A 15,763-nucleotide genomic window follows, 5' to 3' on the forward strand; every position below is an offset into this window, starting at 1 on the left:
GTGGTCAGCGGGTGGCACGCGCGATCGCGGCCACCACGTCCTCCCTGGTCTGGGGCCGCCCGAAGTAGTAGCCCTGCGCCAGGTCGCAGCCCATCGTCCGCAGCACGTCGGCCTGGTGCTCGGACTCCACACCCTCGGCCACGACGGGCAGTCCGAGCGCGTCGGCAAGGCCCGCGACCGCTTGCAGCAGCGGCGGTGGCGACGACGCCGGGGTGATCGAGGCGATGAAGAACGCGTCGAGCTTCAACAGGTCGGTGGGCAGATTCTGCAGCCTGCTCAACGACGAGTAGCCGGTGCCGAAATCGTCGATGGCGATCCGGATTCCGTGCCGCCGAAGCTGTAGCAGCGCGTCGATCGACGCGGGTCTGTCGACGTCGAGCACGCTCTCGGTGACCTCGAGGACCAGTTGGCCGGCCGGCCAGCCCGTCGAGGCCAGTGTCTGGACCACCCGGCCGACATAGCCCGGTTCGACCAGCTCCAGCCCGGAGACGTTCACGCTCACGGACAGCTCCAGCTCCGGTGACTGCTGTTGCATCCACGTCGCGTCCAGGCACGCCCGGCGCAGCACGTACAGGTCGAGCGGGCCGATCAGGTCGTTGTCCTCGGCGACCCGGACCACCTCGGCGGCATTGAGTTCGGGTCCCAGCGCCGGCGACCACCGCAACAACGCTTCGACACCCACCACGGCGTCGTCGACCAGGCGGACGACGGGCTGGTACCGGACGTTGATCGTCTCGGTAACCAGCGCGTCATGCAGTTGCAGCGCCAGCGGCGGCAGCCGCGGGGATTCGACCATGGTGCGGTCGCGGCCGATCGAGCGGGACCGCCGCAGGGCGAGTTCGGCGCGTTCGACGACCGGCGAGGCCGACTCTCCGTGATCCCACGCGCTGACCCCGGCGGAGAACTCCCGCGCGCTGTCCGCGCGGAGCATCTCGGTCAACGCGAACGCGGCCTGCTCGGTCGTACCGGGCAGCAGCAGCGCGAACTCGTTCTCGCCGCGCCGGGCCAGGACCTGATCCGGGGCCAGCCTGCTCTGCCATGTCGCGGTGAGTTGACGCATCAGCGCATCGCAGGCCCGCTCGCCGAATCCGTCGTGGATCGCGGTGTAACCGTCGACCGCGATCAGGACGACCGCTGGTCCGTGCCCTGCGGCCGGGGCCCGGAGAATCTCGGCATTGAGCGCCCGGTCGAACCCCCGGCGGTTGGGCACCCCGGTCACCTCGTCGAGCTCGGCCTTGGACACGATCCGGCCGAGGATGGCGATGACCGTCCCGATCGCCGCCGTGACGGCGGACGTGGTGACACCGGTCCAGCCGGGCACTCCCGGCGTGAGGGTCAGCACCGTCAGGCAGCATGTGATCGCGAGCCCGACGTACACCACCGCGGTGGGCCACGTGACGAAGAACGCCGCGCACGCCACGAACACGTACAGCGTCGCAAACGACACCGCTGCCGGCCCGATGGACCCGTCGACGGTCACGGTGATCAGCGCGATCGCCGACAGCACGAGCAGATGGAAATGCCACCACCTCAGCCGCGCTCCGATCAGCAGCACGCAGACCCCGATGAACGCGGCGACGGCGGCGTTGCGGTACTGCACCCCGGCACTGTGGAAATGCGCCGGGGCCACCGTGGTCACGAGTGCGACCAGGACGCCGCCGACAAGGAAGCAGGCACCGGCGGTGCGGGCCATGAGTGCCGGCGTTGCGATGCCCGGCCACATCTGCGCGCGTTTCACCGCGGCCCGGCCAGCCCGCACCCACCCCACGCCGCCATGTTAGCTGGGGCGGCCACCCGTCTCGGTAGGCTTCGGCCGCGCGGCGGGGCCGCGGAGGCGATCGCGCAGCTCGCGCTTGAGCACCTTGCCGTAACTGTTCTTGGGCAACTCGTCGAGGAACTCGTAGCGTTTGGGGCGCTTGAATCGCGCGATACGCTCCAGCAGATGAGCGTCCAGGTCGACGGCAGAGACCTCGCCGACGACGAACGCCACCACCACCTCACCCCATTCGTCGTCGGGCGCTCCGACCACCCCGGCCTCGAAGACGCCGGGATGCTCCAGAAGCACCTCCTCGACCTCGCGCGGATAGATGTTGCTGCCGCCGCTGATCACCACGTCCTTGGACCGGTCCCGCAGGGTCAGGAACCCGCCCGCGTCGAACGACCCCATGTCTCCGGTCCGCAACCAGCCGTCGCACAACGTCGCCTCGGTCGCGCTCGGGTTGTTCCAGTAACCGGACATCACGACGTCCCCGCGGCAGACGATCTCACCGATCTCGTCGATCCCCGCAGGCGTGCCGTCGGCACCCCATACGGCGACCTCGACGCCCGAACGCGCGTAGCCGACCGAACCGAGCACCTCGTCGGGGGCCCAACCTTCCCCGGCCAGGTGATCGGCCCGCCGCAACCCGGTGATCGTCATCGGCGCCTCGCCCTGCCCGTACAGCTGCACGAAGACCGGCCCGAACGCCGCCATCGCCTTCTTCAGGCTGTCGACGTACATCGGTCCGCCGCCGTAGACGATCGTGTTCAGATTCGCCGGGCACGCACGTCCGGTCTGGACCAGCCGTGCCACCATCGTCGGCGCCAGGAATGCGCTGCAGCCGGGATGCCGATCGCACAGGTCCAGGAACTCGTCGGGATCGAACGTCCCGGAAGCGGGCACCACCTGGCGTGCACCGCGCGAAACATAGGGCGGCACATAAAGACCTGAGCCGTGTGACATCGGGGCGCCGTGGACCAGGCTGCAGTTCTGGTCGGGGGAGTCGAAGTCGGCCAGATGCGAGACCGTCATCGCCATCAGGTTGCGATGGGACAGCATCGCGCCCTTGGACCGGCCGGTGGTGCCGCTGGTGTAGAACAGCCAGGCCAGTGACGCGGGGTCGGTGCGCCGCGGCGGGGCGAGCGGCGTCGCCGCGCAGCGGCTCTGGTACTCCTCGGCGCCGATCACCTCGATCGGGACCGCGGTGACGGGCCGTAGCTGCGCGCCGATCGTCGGCGATGCGAACACCCGGGCCGCACCGGAGTCGTCGAGGATCTGCTCCATCTCCCGTGGATGCAGCTTGTAGTTCACCGGGACGAACACGCACTCGGCCGCCCAGATCGCGAACATCAGCTCGATGATCTCCGGAGTGTTCTGGCTGGCCACCGCGATCCGCGCACCCGGCCCGAACTCGCCGAACGAGCCGGCAAGCCGTAACACCCGCTCGCGCAGCGACACCCACGAATGGACCTGGTCTTCACCGTGATACACCGCGCCGCGGTCGCCGTGCCGCGCCGCGGCCTGGTCGAGCAGGGCGAACAGGTTCACGACGGCGACCCGTCCGGAACCCAGGTGGAGGTGAGGGCGAAGTCGGACAGGTACTTGGTCGAGCTCCAGCCGCCGTCGACGACGATCGTCTGCCCGTTGATGAAACTGCCGCCCTCCGAACACAGGAACGCCACCGTCGACGCGATGTCCTCGACGCGGCCGAGCCGCTGGTGGGGGGTCATCTCGATGTTGATCTTGCGGAAGCGCTCGTCCTCCAGTCGGGAGGCCACCATCGGGGTCAGGGTGACGCCGGGCGCCACGGCGTTGCACCGGATGCCCTGCGCACCGTACTGGCACGCAATGTGGTTCGTCAGCGCGGTCAGGCCGCCCTTGGCCGCCGAGTAGGCCCCGCCGCGCAGCCCGCCCACGACGGCGAACGTCGACGTCACGTTGATGATCGCCGAGCCGGGCTGCATGTGCGCGAGCACGTCGCGCGCCAACCGGAACGGGGCCCGCAGCATGATGCCCAGGAAGCGGTCCAGGGTTTCGTCGTCGGTTTCGTGCAACGGCTTGGGGCTGCCGATTCCGGCGTTGTTGACCAGGAAATCGATGCGGCCCCAACGCTCCAACGCCGCGGCGACGATACGCTGCGGAGCGTCGTCGTCGGTCAGGTCGACTGCCAGCGTGGCGATCCGGCCCGGCTCCGGCGCGGCCTTCTCCAGCTCGGCGAGCCGGCCGGGATCGCGGCCCGTGCCCAGCACCGCCATGCCTTGGGCGGCCAGTGTCGTCGCGCAGCCGAATCCGATGCCGCTGCTGGCGCCGGTGACGATCGCTACCTGCATGTCACGTTTCTCCTTCACGCGGGTTTCCGACGAGCACCGCTCTGAGCGCGTGCTTGAGGACCTTGCCCGCATCGTTTCTGGGCAGGGTGTCGACGAGCAGCACCTGCTCGGGGGCTTTGAACTTCGCGACGCCGTGCGCCACCAGGAAATCCCGGAGTTCGGCGACTCCGGGCGACTGCGGGCCGGCGGACACGATCGCCGCGCACGCCCGCTCCCCGGTGCGCGGGTCGGGAACGCCGACGACCGCGATCTCGGCGATCTGCGGATGCGTGACGAGAATGTCCTCGACCTCTTTGGGGGAGATGTTCTCGCCGTTGCGGATGATCAGGTCCTTGGCCCGGCCGGTCACCACGAGATGGCCGTCTTCGGTGAGCCGGCCGAGATCGCCGGTGCGGAAATAGCCTGCGTCGTCGAATGATTCGGCACCGTCCTGCGGGTGCAGGTATCCGGTGAACATCTGCGGGCCGCGGGTCCGGATCTCGCCGTCGACCAGTCTGACGTCGGCGATGCCCGGCCGGCCGTCGGTGTCGGCGGCACGGTCGACGTCGTCGAGTGATCCGACCGTGGTCACCGGCACCTCGGTCGAGCCGTAGACCCGGCTCACCGCGGCCTTGTCGAAATAGTCGGTGGCGCTGCGGATCAGCGCAGGCGGCACCGACGCGCCGCCGCAGATGAACACCTTCAGGTCAGGGAGCCTGGTGTCGGCCCGGCGCGCGGCGGCCAGCAGACCGTTCAGGAACGGGGTGGCCCCGGCCATGTGGGTGCACCGGTGCTCACGCATCAACGCCACCGCCGCGTCAGGATCCCACCGGTCCATCAGGACGGCCTGTGTGCCGAGCAGCAGCGGGCATTCGAACGCGTAGATGGACCCGCCGATGTGTGCGATCGGGGAGGGGACCAGGAAGGTGTCGCCCGGGTCGATGCGCCAGTGCGTGCCGAGCTGACCGATCAGTGCGCCCAGCGACTCATGGCTGTGCAGCACACCTTTCGGACGTCCCGTGGTGCCGGAGGTGTACATGATCATCCGGGTGGCGGCCGGGTCCGGCGCGGGCAGTGGCCGGTCGCGCTCCTCGGCACACAGACCGCCCAGCGACAGGCGCCCCGGCTCACCCCGGACGACGACGACCTCCGGCGGGGACGGCAGGGCGGCGACCACCCGGTCCAGCATCGCGGCGTAGTCGTGACCGCCGAAAGTGTGCGGGATGAAGACGGCGCGGCTACCTGCGTCGGCGAGGATGAACGACAGCTCGCGGTCGCGCAGCGACGGCAGGATCGGGTTGACCACCATGCCGGCCAGCGTCGCGCCGAGGTAGACGACTGCGGCCTCGTGCCAGTTCGGCATCATGAACGACACCACGCTGCCCGCCGGCATCCGGTGCAGCAGCACCTGCGCCAGACCCGTCGCCGAAGAGAGCAGCTCCGCGCAGCTCAGCGCTACTGCGCCGTCCCGCAGCAGCACCCGGTCCGGGGTGTCACGGGCGGCGTCCCGCAGCGCGTCGGCCAGGAGGACACTCATGACGCGTCCCGGCTCAAGCCCGACGGGTTCACCCGACGCATGGTCATCGCGTGCCGGAACCTCGACGACGGGTGGGTGTTCACCGTCACCTGGGCGATCTCCCCGTCGGAGGTGGTGTAGCTGCGCTGCATCTGCAGTGCCGCGGTGCCCGCCGCGATCTGCAGCCGGGCGGCCAGGCCGGTGTCGAGTACCACCGCCGAGATCTCCTGGTGGACCTCGACGATGCTGACGCCGAACAGATCCTCGATCAACGGGAAGATCGGGCCGCTGTGACGTTGCAGCAGCCGGCCCACCGCGGCGAAACTGCGGTTGATGAAGTACTCGGTGCGACAGATCGGCGCGGTGGCGTCGTCGGCGCGCCGGTATCCGGTCACCGCGAGCCATTCCGACCCCGAGGTCAGCCCGGTGCGCGCGGCCAGGGCGTCGTCAACGGTCACCATCGAGTTGGTCTCGATGGCGAACCTCGCGCCCTGGGCGAACGCGAGCAGGTCGTCGATCGACACGACGTCCTGGGCATAGGAGTTCGTGCTGGGCCGGGGGACCACCAGAGTTCCTGCGCGGGGCCGGGATTCGACCAGGTTGTCCTCCCGCAGCCGGCGCAGTGCCTCGCGGATCGTGTACCGGCTGACCGCGAAGCGTTCGCACAGTTCGTGCTCGGTGGGCAGGTGTGAACCCACCGGGTAGACCCCGTCGACGATCTCCTTACGCAGTGTGCGCGCCACCTGCAGGTAGCGGTGATCACCGGCGGTGGCGGTCATATCCGGGCGACCGCCAGCACGCTGCCGTCGCCGTCAGCCGAGACGTAAAGGGTGCCGTCGGGCCCGGAGGTGATCCCGGCGAACGGTCCCTGCGGGCCGGAGAACGGCGGCATGCCCTTGAGAGGTTTGGGCTCGACCCCCGGTGGCGCGCCCACCGCGAGCCCGGACGCGATCGTGGTGCGCGCCTTGGTGTCCAGGTCGAACTCGACAAGCTCCTTGGCGCCGGCGTCCACGATGTAGAGCCGGCCGTCGCGCACGTGCAGGCCCTGCGGCCGCTGCAACCCGTCGACGACGGTGTCCACCCCGTCGGGGCCGACGCGCACCACCCGGCCTGCCCCCGACTCGGCCACCATCGGCGCGCCCCGCGGATCGACCGCCACACCGACGGGCTCGCGCAGTCCCGAGGCCAGTGTGTCGGTGACACCGTTGCGCAGTGCGAGCACGCGGCCGGTCCCGAGCTCGGCGAACACGATCGTGCCGTCGGTGTCGACGTCGACACCGTAGAGCTGGTCGAAATCGGTGGCCAGGAAATCGGTTTCACCGTCGTCGGGCCGGTAGCGGGCCACCTGACCGCCCGAGGTGGTGACGACGAACACGCCGCCGCCCACCGCCGACACCCCGCGCAGGAACCCGGGATAGCCGGGGGAGAACAGCATCCCGGTGGTCTGCAACGCCCCGTCCGACGCCACCCGGTAGAAGTAGGTGCCGTCGGCGACGTAGAGCGCGCCGTCGGAGACGGTCAGGTCCAGCGGCCAGTTCAGGCCGCCGGGCAGCAGCGTCGAGGTGCGCCCGTCGCGGTGGATCTCGGTGATCTCCCCGGTGAAGTTCGACGCGAACAGCCGGTCGCCGACCAGCGTCAGGTTGTCCAGTCCCGGGTTGAGCTGGGCGAGAACGGTTTTCTCGCCGGTGCGCGGGTCGATGCGCAGCACCTGCCCGCTGGCGACCTGGGTGGAGACGATGAAGCCCTCGGAGTCGAACTTCACCGCGTCGGGCACCCCGAGATCGGCGGCCACCCGCTGCGGTTCGCCTCCGTCGGGGTCCACCCGCCAGATCTCGTTCGCCGTCATCAGCGGGTAGTAGAGCAACCCGTCCGGGCCGACCTCCATCGCGTTGGGGGAGGGGAGGTTCTCCAGCAGGATGCGGGGCGTCCCGCCGTCGAGCGGAAGTTCCATCAACCGGCCGCCGTCCCGGCATTCGCCGACGAACAACCGGCCCCGGTGCACGGTGATGCCGTTCGCGCAGGGGAGGTCGTCGCGCAGCACCCGGGTGCGGCCCGCGGTGTCGCGGGCGCTGACCCGGCCGTCCATCACCTCGGTGGCGAACAGCGTCCCGTCGTCACCGAAGGCCACGTCGTCGGGCGCGACGATGTCGCCGCCCTTGGCGCTGACCGTCGCCAGTTCGCCGGTCGCGAGGTCCAGCGCGCTGATCTGGCTGCCCGTCACCTGGGCGACGTAGACGCGCCCGTCCGGTCCGGTGCGCAGGCCGTTCGCGCCGAACAGCCGGCTCGGCGCGGTCATCCTGCGGACCTGCCATCCGTCGGCGACGGACGGGTCGGGTGCGGCGTACCGGGCATTCATGCGTCGGACGTTAGCAAGCGTCCCTAGTCCAGACAATAGATCGGCAATGACCGCTTGAGGGGCCTTGACGGCCACATAACGCCTGCGGAATAGTGTTCTGCAATATGCAGAGCATCATTATTTGTCCGGACAAGTGACGTGACAGCAACGGGGATCTCACTCGATCTCGACGGTCGGATCGTCGTCGTCTCCGGCGCCGGTGGCGGAGGTATCGGCACCACGGTCGCCCGGCTGGCCGCCGAGGCCGGTGCCACCGTGGTGGCGGTCAGCCGCAACGCGGACAACCTCGACGAACACATCGCGCCGCTGGCCGGTCAGGGCCTGTCCGTGGTTCCGGTCGTCGCCGACGCCTCCACCGACGACGGCATCGCGACCGTGCTCGACCGGGTCCGCCGCACCGACGGGCGGCTGTACGGCCTGGTGAACATCGCCGGCGGGGCCGCCCCGTCGACGTGGATGCCGTCCACCCGCGTCACCCGCGAGGACTGGCGCGCCCTGTTCGCCGCGAACCTCGAGACCGCGTTCTTCATGAGCCAGGCGGTGAGTCGGGAGTTACGCGCCGAAGGGCTGACGGGGTCGATCGTCTCGGTGTCTTCGATCAGCGGCATGAACACCGCGCCGTTCCACATCGCCTACGGCACGGCCAAGGCAGCCGTCGTCGCGATGACGCGCACGATGGCCGTGGAACTGGCCACCGACGGCATCCGGGTCAACGCCGTGGCGCCCGGTGTCACCGAGACGGCCGCGTCGCGCATGTATGTCGACGAGGACCCGGAGCGGGACCGCACCGCCATCGCGATGGGACGCCGCGGCACCCCGGAGGAGCAGGCCGGCGCGATCCTGTTCCTGCTCTCCGATCTGTCCAGCTACATCACCGGTCAGACGCTGCTGGTCGACGGTGGGCTGAACCTGAAGTGGAGCCACCTGGGCGCCGACAACACGTCGCTGTTCCTCAAAGACGAGTCCTTCCGAGAAGCCATCAGCAGGCCCTGAAAGGAAGAGCAATGACCCACACAGAATCCGATCTCGACGCCGCGATCGAGGTGGACGGCGAACCCGACGACTCGACGGGCCGGATCGCCGAGGACCTGTCCGATCCGATGACCATCCCGGTCGAGGCGTACATCTCCGAGGAGTACGCCCGCGCCGAGCGAGACCGGTTGTGGCGCAAGGTGTGGCAGCAGGTCGGCCGGGTCGAGGAGATCCCCGAGGTCGGCAGCTACCTGACCTACGACATCCTCGACGACTCGATCATCGTCGTACGCACCGGGGAGACCACCTTCGCCGCGCACCACAACGTGTGCATGCACCGCGGCCGCAGACTCGTCGACACCCCCGAGGGCGCGAAGAACGCCGTCGGCCGCGCGCGCAAATCGTTCGTCTGCGGCTTCCACGGGTGGACCTACGGTCTGGACGGCACCTGCACCCACATCCGCGAACAGGACGACTGGAAGGGCACGCTGAGCCCGCGCAACACCCATCTGGCCCCCGTGCAGGTCGACACCTGGGGCGGCTGGCTGTTCGTGAACATGGACCCCGACTGCGAGCCGTTGGCCGACTACCTGTTCCCGGCGTCGAAGATCCTGGAGCCGTTCGGTCTGGAGAACATGCGCTACAAGTGGCGCAAATGGCTGTACTTCGACTGCAACTGGAAAGTCGCGATGGAGGCCTTCAACGAGACCTACCACGTGTTCACCACCCACCCGGAATTCAACAGGTTCGGCGAGTTCAAGGGCTGGGCCAAAGCTCAGGGCAAGCACAGCAACATCGGCTACGACGCGCCCAAGGGGATGGACGAGACCAAGTCGAAGATCCGCCTGGGCACCGGTGATCCGCGCATCTCGACCGCCGAGATGCAGGTCTACACCATGGAGGAGACCAACGCGACCACCACGCAGACGCTGGTGAACGCCGCCAAACGGCTGGTCGACGAACTGCCCGAGGGCACCCCCGCCGACCAGGTGCTGCAGCACTGGCTTGCCTCGGCGCGCCGCGACGACGAGGCCCGCGGCGTGATCTGGCCGACGATCCCGCCGGACATCCTGGGGCAGAGCGGCACCGCGTGGCAGGTATTCCCGAACTTCCAGATCGGGCAGGGCCTGACCAGCGCACTGTGCTACAGCGCACGCCCCGATCCGAGCTACGACCCGAACAAGTGCATCTTCGAGGTCGCGGTCTTCGAGCTGTACCCGAAAGGCCAAGAGCCCGAGACGGAATGGGCCTACACCCCGAAGGATTCGCCGAACTGGCTGTCGGTGTTGCCGCAGGACTTCTCGAACATGGCCGCGGTGCAGCAGGGCATGAAATCGGCCGGCTTCCCGGGCACGCTGCCGAACCCCTACCGCGAGCGCAGCACCGTCAACCTGCACCACCAGCTGGCCAAGTACATGGGGACCGGCGCGCCCCGTGAGCTTTAGCGAATCCGGCGCGCTGAAGCACCTTCGGCGTCGCATTGCGCGCCGAATTCGCCCCGAGAAGGAGGAACTGTGGAGACCTGCGGGCCGACTGACACGCCCACCGACATCGACATCCCGGCGCTGCGCGACAAGTACGCGCGGGAGCGGGCCAAGCGGCTGCGTCCGGAGGGCGGGTCGCAGTACCTGGAGCTCGACGGCGATTTCGCCGAGTTCTACGAGGTGGACCCCTACACGACGGTGACCGAACGCGATCCGGTCGCCGAGGACGTCGACGTGGTGATCCTCGGCGGTGGCTTCGCCGGACTGCTCGCCGGCGCGTACCTGAAGAAGGCGGGCGTCACCGGTATCCGCGTCATCGAGATGGCCGGCGACTTCGGGGGTGTGTGGTACTGGAACCGGTTCCCCGGGATCCAGTGCGACAACGACGCGTACTGCTACATCCCGCTGCTCGAAGAGCTCGGCTTCATGCCCAGTAATAAGTTCGCCGACGGTGCCGAGATCTTCGGCCACTGCCGCAACATCGGCAAACACTTCGGCCTCTACGACGGCGCGCTGTTCTCCACCCAGGTCCGCGAACTCCACTGGGACGACGAACTGCAGCGGTGGCGGATCAGCACCGACCGCGGCGACGACGTGCGGGCCCGGTTCGTGGTGATGGCGCAGGGCTCCTACAACCGCCCGAAGCTGCCGGGAATCCCGGGCATCAAAGACTTCACGGGTCACGTGTTCCATTCGGCGCGCTGGGACTACGACTACACCGGTGGCGACGCCGACGGTGGGCTGGTCAACCTGGCCGACAAGCGGGTGGCGCTCGTCGGCACCGGCGCGACCGGAGTCCAACTGGTACCGCACCTCGGACGGGACGCCAAGCAGCTCTTCGTGTTCCAGCGCACGCCGTCGTCGGTCGACGAGCGTGTCAACACCCCGACCGATCCGGACTGGGCCGCATCGCTGCAGCCGGGCTGGCAGGAGGAACGCAAGCGCAACTTCCACAACTGGTCGCCGTTCGTCGGCGTGGTGTTCGGCGAGCCCGATATGGTGTGCGACTTCTGGACCGAGCTCGGGCGCAACCTGACCGCGCGCATCGCCGGCAGCGCCGATCCCACGGCGGTGACCATCGAGCAGATCATGGCCTTCCGGGAGGAGGAGGACTACAAGATCATGGAGCGGTTGCGGCGCCGCGTCGCAGCCGTGGTCGAGGATCCCGCGACCGCCGAGGCGCTCAAGCCGTACTACCGGTTCATGTGCAAGCGGCCCTGTTCGAGCGAGCACTACCTGTCGACCTTCAACCGGCCGAACGTGACGCTGGTCGACGTGTCGGAATCCAAAGGCGTGGAACGGCTGACCGAGAACGGGATCGTCGCCAACGGCGTCGAGTACGAGGTCGACTGCGTGATCTTCGCCAGCGGCTTCGAGATCTCCACCGAGATCAGCCGACGGTACGCGATCGACCGCATCGTCGGCCGCGACGGGCTCGAGCTGTTCGACTACTGGCGCGACGACTACAAGACCCTGCACGGGATGACCAGCCGCGGGTTCCCGAACCAGTTCTTCATGGGGTTCATCCAGGGCGGGGTGTCGGCGAACACCACCGCGATGTTCGAACAGCAGGCCGAGCACATCGCCTACATCATCGCCGAGGCGCAGAGCCGCGGTGCGACGACGGTCGAGCCCAGCCGGCAGGGCCAGGACGCCTGGGTCGCGACCGTCCGGGAACTGGCGATCGACAACTCCGCGTTCGAACTGTCCTGCACGCCGGGCTATTACAACAATGAGGGGCGCGGCGGCGCAGTAGGCAACGGTTCGTTCCTCGGCGACTTCTACTCACCGGGCTTCTACGCCTTCGACGAGCTGATCGCCGGCTGGCGCGCCAAGGGCGACCTCGAAGGCCTGGAACTCCGTGGCTGAGCTGCGGTTCGACGGGCGGGTCGCGGTCGTCACCGGTGGCGGCCGCGGATTGGGCCGCAGCTACGCGCTCATGCTGGCCGCGCGCGGCGCCAAGGTCGTCGTCAACGACGTCGGCGGCAGCCTGACCGGTGACGGCGCCGATGCCGGGCCGGCCCAGCAGGTCGCCGACGAGATCGTCGCCGCAGGCGGTGACGCGGTCGCCAACGCCGATTCGGTCGCCACGGCCGACGGGGGCGAGGCGATCGTCGCCGCCGCGCTGGCGGCCTACGGCCGCGTCGACGTGCTCGTGCACAACGCCGGTAACGTGCGGCGCGGCTCGCTGCGGGAGATGAGCTACGAGGACTTCGACGCCGTGGTCGACGTGCACCAGCGCGGCGCGTTCCACCTGGTGCGCCAGGTATTTCCGGTGATGTGCGACAACGGTTACGGCCGCATCGTGCTGACGTCCTCGATCGGCGGACTGTACGGCAACCACGACGTGGCCAACTACGCCGTCGCGAAGGCGGGCGTGATCGGACTGTCCAACGTGGCTGCCGTCGAAGGTGCGGACCACGGCGTGACGAGCAACGTCATCGTCCCCGCGGCGGTGACCCGGATGGCCGAGGGCATCGACACCTCGGCCTACCCGCCGATGGGGCCGGAGCTGGTCGCCCCCGCCGTCGGATGGCTGGCACACGAATCATGTTCGGTGACAGGGGAGATCTTCATCGCGCTGGCCGGGCGGATGGCGCGCGCGGTGATCGCCGAGACACCGGGGGTGTACCGGCCGTCGTGGACCGTCGAGGACGTCGCCGGGCAGATCGACGCCATCCGGGACTTCTCCGAGCCGGTGGTCTTCCCGGTGGTGCCCGACGGCCACAACGAGCACATCCGGTACAGCTTCGCGATGGCGGCCCAAAGGGCGGCCCATGCCTGAGAACGGCCCGCTCGCAGGCATCCGCGTCGTCGACCTCACCGCGATGGTGATGGGCCCCTACTGCACGCAGATCATGGCCGACATGGGCGCCGAGGTGATCAAAGTCGAACCGCCCGAGGGTGACAACACCCGGTTCATCTCGGTCGGCCCGGCCCCCGGGATGAGCGGGGTGTTCGTCAACGTCAACCGCGGCAAGCGCAGCGTGGTGCTGGATCTGCGCACCGACGAAGGCAGAGGCGCGATCCGGGCCCTGGTGGGACGCGCGGACGTGTTCATCCACTCGATGCGCGCCAAGGCGGTCGCCAAGCTCGGCCTCGGCTACGACGACGTCGCGGCCCTCAACCCGTCGATCGTCTACACCAACTGCTACGGGTACGGGCGGCGCGGACCGCAGCGGGACCGTCCCGCCTACGACGACACCATCCAGGCTGAGTGCGGAATCCCCGCGCTGCAAAGACAACTCACGGGTGAGGCCGACTATGTCGGCACCATCATGGCCGACAAGGTGGCCGGCCTGACGGCGCTGTACGCGACGATGATGGCGCTGTTCCACCGCGAGCGGACCGGCGAGGGTCAGGAGGTCGAGGTCGCCATGTTCGAGACGATGGCGTCCTTCATGCTGGTCGAGCATGCCAACGGCGCCATGTTCGACCCCCCGCTCGGGCCGGCCGTCTATCCACGGACGGTGGCGCCCAACCGTCGCCCGTACCGCACCAAGGACGGCTACATCGCCGCGCTGATCTACAACGACAAGCACTGGAACGCGTTCGTCAACGCCGTGCAACCGCCGTGGTCGTCGGATCTGTACGCGACACTGGAAGCCCGCGCACAGCAGATCGACGCCGTGTACGGGCTGGTCGCCGAGACGCTGGCCGAACGCACGACCGCCGAATGGCTGGATCTGTTCCGGGCTCTGGAGATCCCCGCGGCTCCGCTGAACACCCCCGACGCGCTGTTCGACGACCCGCACCTCAACGCGGTCGGGTTGTTCGAGACCGTGGACACCCAGCACGGGCCGGTCAGGTTCCCCGGGGTGCCGACATGGTTCTCCCGGACGCCGGGCAAGGTGCGCGGGCCCGCGCCGGAACTCGGCGCCGACACCGCGGCGGTGCTCGACGAACTCGGCCTCGGTGCGGGGTAGGAGGCATCGTGGACTTCGACATGGGCAAGCGGGCGTCGGACCTGCGCCGTGAGCTGCGGCAGTTGGTCGACGACCATGTGCCCGAACACTTTCTGGGGGCGTTCACCGACGACCCGGCCGATCTGGCGACCGCGCAGGCGTTCTGCCGCATCCTGGCCGAACGTAACCTGCTGTGTCTGGCGTGGCCGCCGGAGTTCGGCGGGGGCGGTGCGTCGGTGTGGGAGCAGACCGTCGTGCGCGAGGAGATGTGGGCCCACCACGAACCGCGCGGTGCCCAGTACATGGGGGTGAACTGGGTCGGGCCGATCATCATGCGGCACGGCACCGAGGAACAGCAGCGCAGGCATCTGCCGCCGATCGCGGCCGGCGAGGTGATCTGGTGCCAGGGCTTCTCCGAGCCCGAGGCCGGTTCGGACCTGGCGTCGCTGCGCACGCACGCCCGGCCGGCCGAGGACGGCTCCGGTGGCTGGTTGGTCAGCGGTCAGAAAATCTGGACCTCCTACGCGACCATGGCCCAGTGGTGCTTCCTGCTGGCCCGCACCTCCCGCGGGGACAAGAAGCAGCAGGGCCTGACGATCTTCCTGGTGCCGATGGACGATCCGGCGATCACGGTCCGCCCCATCGACTGCATGATGGGTCCGCACCACCTCAACGAGGTGTTCTTCGACGACCTGCGCGTCACCGAGGCCGACGTGCTCGGCAGCGTCGACCAGGGCTGGTCGATCGTGCAGGACGTGATGGCCTTCGAACGGGTCGGCATCGCGCGGTACGCGCGGTGCGAACGGCTGCTCGCCGCGGCGCCGACGGTGCTCGGCGAGCGCTGGGACATGCTGCCCGACGAGCTGCGCGGACGCTGGATCCGGATGCTCACCCACTGCCGGCGGGCCCGCCTGATGGCCTACCGCGTCGTCGCCCAGCAGAGCAGCGGTCGCGTCACCCCGGGTGACGCGGCGGCCTACCGCATCGCGGTGACCACGCTGGACCAGGACAGTGCCGAGGTGCTGATGGACATCGCGGCCGAGGTTGAGCGCAGCCAGCCGCGGGCAGCCTGGTTTCTCGGTGAGGTCGAGGACCACTGGCGCTACTCCCAGGCGTCCACGGTGTCGTCGGGAAGCATTGAGATGCAACGGATCCTGCTGTCCAGGTCGATGCTGAAGGGGGCGTCGCGGTGATCCTCGAGCTGAGCGAGGACGCCCTCGAATACGGCAGGCAGGCGCGGCAGGCGTTCGGTGCGGCCGGCGGTGACGCGCTGGTGATGCGTGCCCAGGACGCACCCGGTGACCGGGAAGCGCTGGTGACGCCGGTGCTCGACGGGCTCGGCGCGTGGGATCTGGACCCCCGCACCGATGCCGACGGACTGGAGGCGGCAGCTGCGCTGTGCCGCAGCGCCGGCTACTGGGCGGTGCCCTACCCGCTGGCCGAGCGGCTGGCCGCCCCCGCC

General features: G+C 69.1%; 12 protein-coding genes and 1 pseudogene. 7 read left to right on the top strand and 6 right to left on the bottom strand.

The genetic code is table 11. The features are described 5' to 3' along the window. Window positions 1–4 precede the first annotated feature (4 nt). Genes MVA01S_RS03345 through MVA01S_RS03370 form a run of 6 tightly spaced genes read right to left on the bottom strand, consistent with a single transcriptional unit; the run spans window position 5 to window position 7,940 of the window. Window positions 5–1,768 (bottom strand): putative bifunctional diguanylate cyclase/phosphodiesterase, encoded by a 1,764-nt coding sequence (locus MVA01S_RS03345; protein WP_040541071.1) that lies wholly within the window; start codon window positions 1,766–1,768, stop codon window positions 5–7. Window positions 1,769–1,777: 9 nt separating this feature from the next. Then, window positions 1,778–3,307: an AMP-binding protein gene (locus MVA01S_RS03350; protein ID WP_003930216.1), complete on the bottom strand. Its 1,530-nt coding sequence runs from the start codon at window positions 3,305–3,307 to the stop codon at window positions 1,778–1,780. Beyond that, window positions 3,304–4,089 (bottom strand): SDR family NAD(P)-dependent oxidoreductase, encoded by a 786-nt coding sequence (locus tag MVA01S_RS03355; protein ID WP_003930217.1) that lies wholly within the window; start codon window positions 4,087–4,089, stop codon window positions 3,304–3,306. The genes MVA01S_RS03350 and MVA01S_RS03355 overlap by 4 nt, the downstream gene beginning before the upstream one ends. A 1-nt stretch (window position 4,090) precedes the next feature. Continuing rightward, complete coding sequence (locus MVA01S_RS03360; protein WP_003930218.1) at window positions 4,091–5,605, bottom strand: AMP-binding protein; 1,515 nt, start codon at window positions 5,603–5,605, stop codon at window positions 4,091–4,093. Next, a complete protein-coding gene (locus MVA01S_RS03365; RefSeq protein WP_003930219.1) occupies window positions 5,602–6,363 on the bottom strand; it encodes a GntR family transcriptional regulator in 762 nt (253 codons plus the stop codon). The genes MVA01S_RS03360 and MVA01S_RS03365 overlap by 4 nt, the downstream gene beginning before the upstream one ends. Next, on the bottom strand, window positions 6,360–7,940 hold the full coding sequence (locus tag MVA01S_RS03370) for an SMP-30/gluconolactonase/LRE family protein (RefSeq protein ID WP_003930220.1): 1,581 nt from the start codon (window positions 7,938–7,940) through the stop codon (window positions 6,360–6,362). The genes MVA01S_RS03365 and MVA01S_RS03370 overlap by 4 nt, the downstream gene beginning before the upstream one ends. 138 nt (window positions 7,941–8,078) lie before the next feature. Between MVA01S_RS03370 and MVA01S_RS03375 the strand changes: the two genes are divergently transcribed. The 7 genes and pseudogenes from MVA01S_RS03375 to MVA01S_RS03405 all read left to right on the top strand — a co-directional run. Continuing rightward, complete coding sequence (locus MVA01S_RS03375) at window positions 8,079–8,933, top strand: SDR family NAD(P)-dependent oxidoreductase (RefSeq protein WP_003930221.1); 855 nt, start codon at window positions 8,079–8,081, stop codon at window positions 8,931–8,933. Between the two features lie 11 nt (window positions 8,934–8,944). Continuing rightward, window positions 8,945–10,357 (top strand): aromatic ring-hydroxylating oxygenase subunit alpha, encoded by a 1,413-nt coding sequence (locus MVA01S_RS03380; RefSeq protein ID WP_003930222.1) that lies wholly within the window; start codon window positions 8,945–8,947, stop codon window positions 10,355–10,357. Between the two features lie 69 nt (window positions 10,358–10,426). Beyond that, on the top strand, window positions 10,427–12,265 hold the full coding sequence (locus tag MVA01S_RS03385; RefSeq protein ID WP_003930223.1) for a flavin-containing monooxygenase: 1,839 nt from the start codon (window positions 10,427–10,429) through the stop codon (window positions 12,263–12,265). Next, entirely contained in the window at window positions 12,258–13,181 is a 924-nt protein-coding gene (locus MVA01S_RS03390) for an SDR family NAD(P)-dependent oxidoreductase (protein WP_003930224.1), read from the top strand. Before MVA01S_RS03385 ends, MVA01S_RS03390 begins: the two co-directional genes overlap by 8 nt. Beyond that, the gene (locus tag MVA01S_RS03395; protein ID WP_003930225.1) at window positions 13,174–14,322 is read left to right on the top strand and encodes a CaiB/BaiF CoA transferase family protein; all 1,149 of its coding nucleotides are present in this window, start codon (window positions 13,174–13,176) and stop codon (window positions 14,320–14,322) included. The genes MVA01S_RS03390 and MVA01S_RS03395 overlap by 8 nt, the downstream gene beginning before the upstream one ends. An 8-nt stretch (window positions 14,323–14,330) precedes the next feature. Further along, complete coding sequence (locus tag MVA01S_RS03400; RefSeq protein WP_003930226.1) at window positions 14,331–15,494, top strand: acyl-CoA dehydrogenase family protein; 1,164 nt, start codon at window positions 14,331–14,333, stop codon at window positions 15,492–15,494. Then, window positions 15,491–15,763 (top strand): annotated as a pseudogene (locus tag MVA01S_RS03405) (acyl-CoA dehydrogenase family protein); the annotation flags it as partial. The gene MVA01S_RS03400 and the pseudogene MVA01S_RS03405, both read left to right, overlap by 4 nt.

The sequence above is a fragment of the Mycolicibacterium vaccae NBRC 14118 = CIP 105934 genome, assembly GCF_001552715.1.
Lineage (GTDB): Bacteria > Actinomycetota > Actinomycetes > Mycobacteriales > Mycobacteriaceae > Mycobacterium > Mycobacterium vaccae.

Excerpts from the sequence above, each read along its gene's own strand:
- MVA01S_RS03380 (WP_003930222.1), top strand. The coding sequence starts at position 8,945 with ATGACCCACACAGAATCCGATCTCGACGCCGCGATCGAGGTGGACGGC.
- MVA01S_RS03365 (WP_003930219.1), bottom strand. The coding sequence starts at position 6,363 with ATGACCGCCACCGCCGGTGATCACCGCTACCTGCAGGTGGCGCGCACA.
- MVA01S_RS03395 (WP_003930225.1), top strand. The coding sequence starts at position 13,174 with ATGCCTGAGAACGGCCCGCTCGCAGGCATCCGCGTCGTCGACCTCACC.
- MVA01S_RS03355 (WP_003930217.1), bottom strand. The coding sequence starts at position 4,089 with ATGCAGGTAGCGATCGTCACCGGCGCCAGCAGCGGCATCGGATTCGGC.
- MVA01S_RS03360 (WP_003930218.1), bottom strand. The coding sequence starts at position 5,605 with ATGAGTGTCCTCCTGGCCGACGCGCTGCGGGACGCCGCCCGTGACACC.
- MVA01S_RS03370 (WP_003930220.1), bottom strand. The coding sequence starts at position 7,940 with ATGAATGCCCGGTACGCCGCACCCGACCCGTCCGTCGCCGACGGATGG.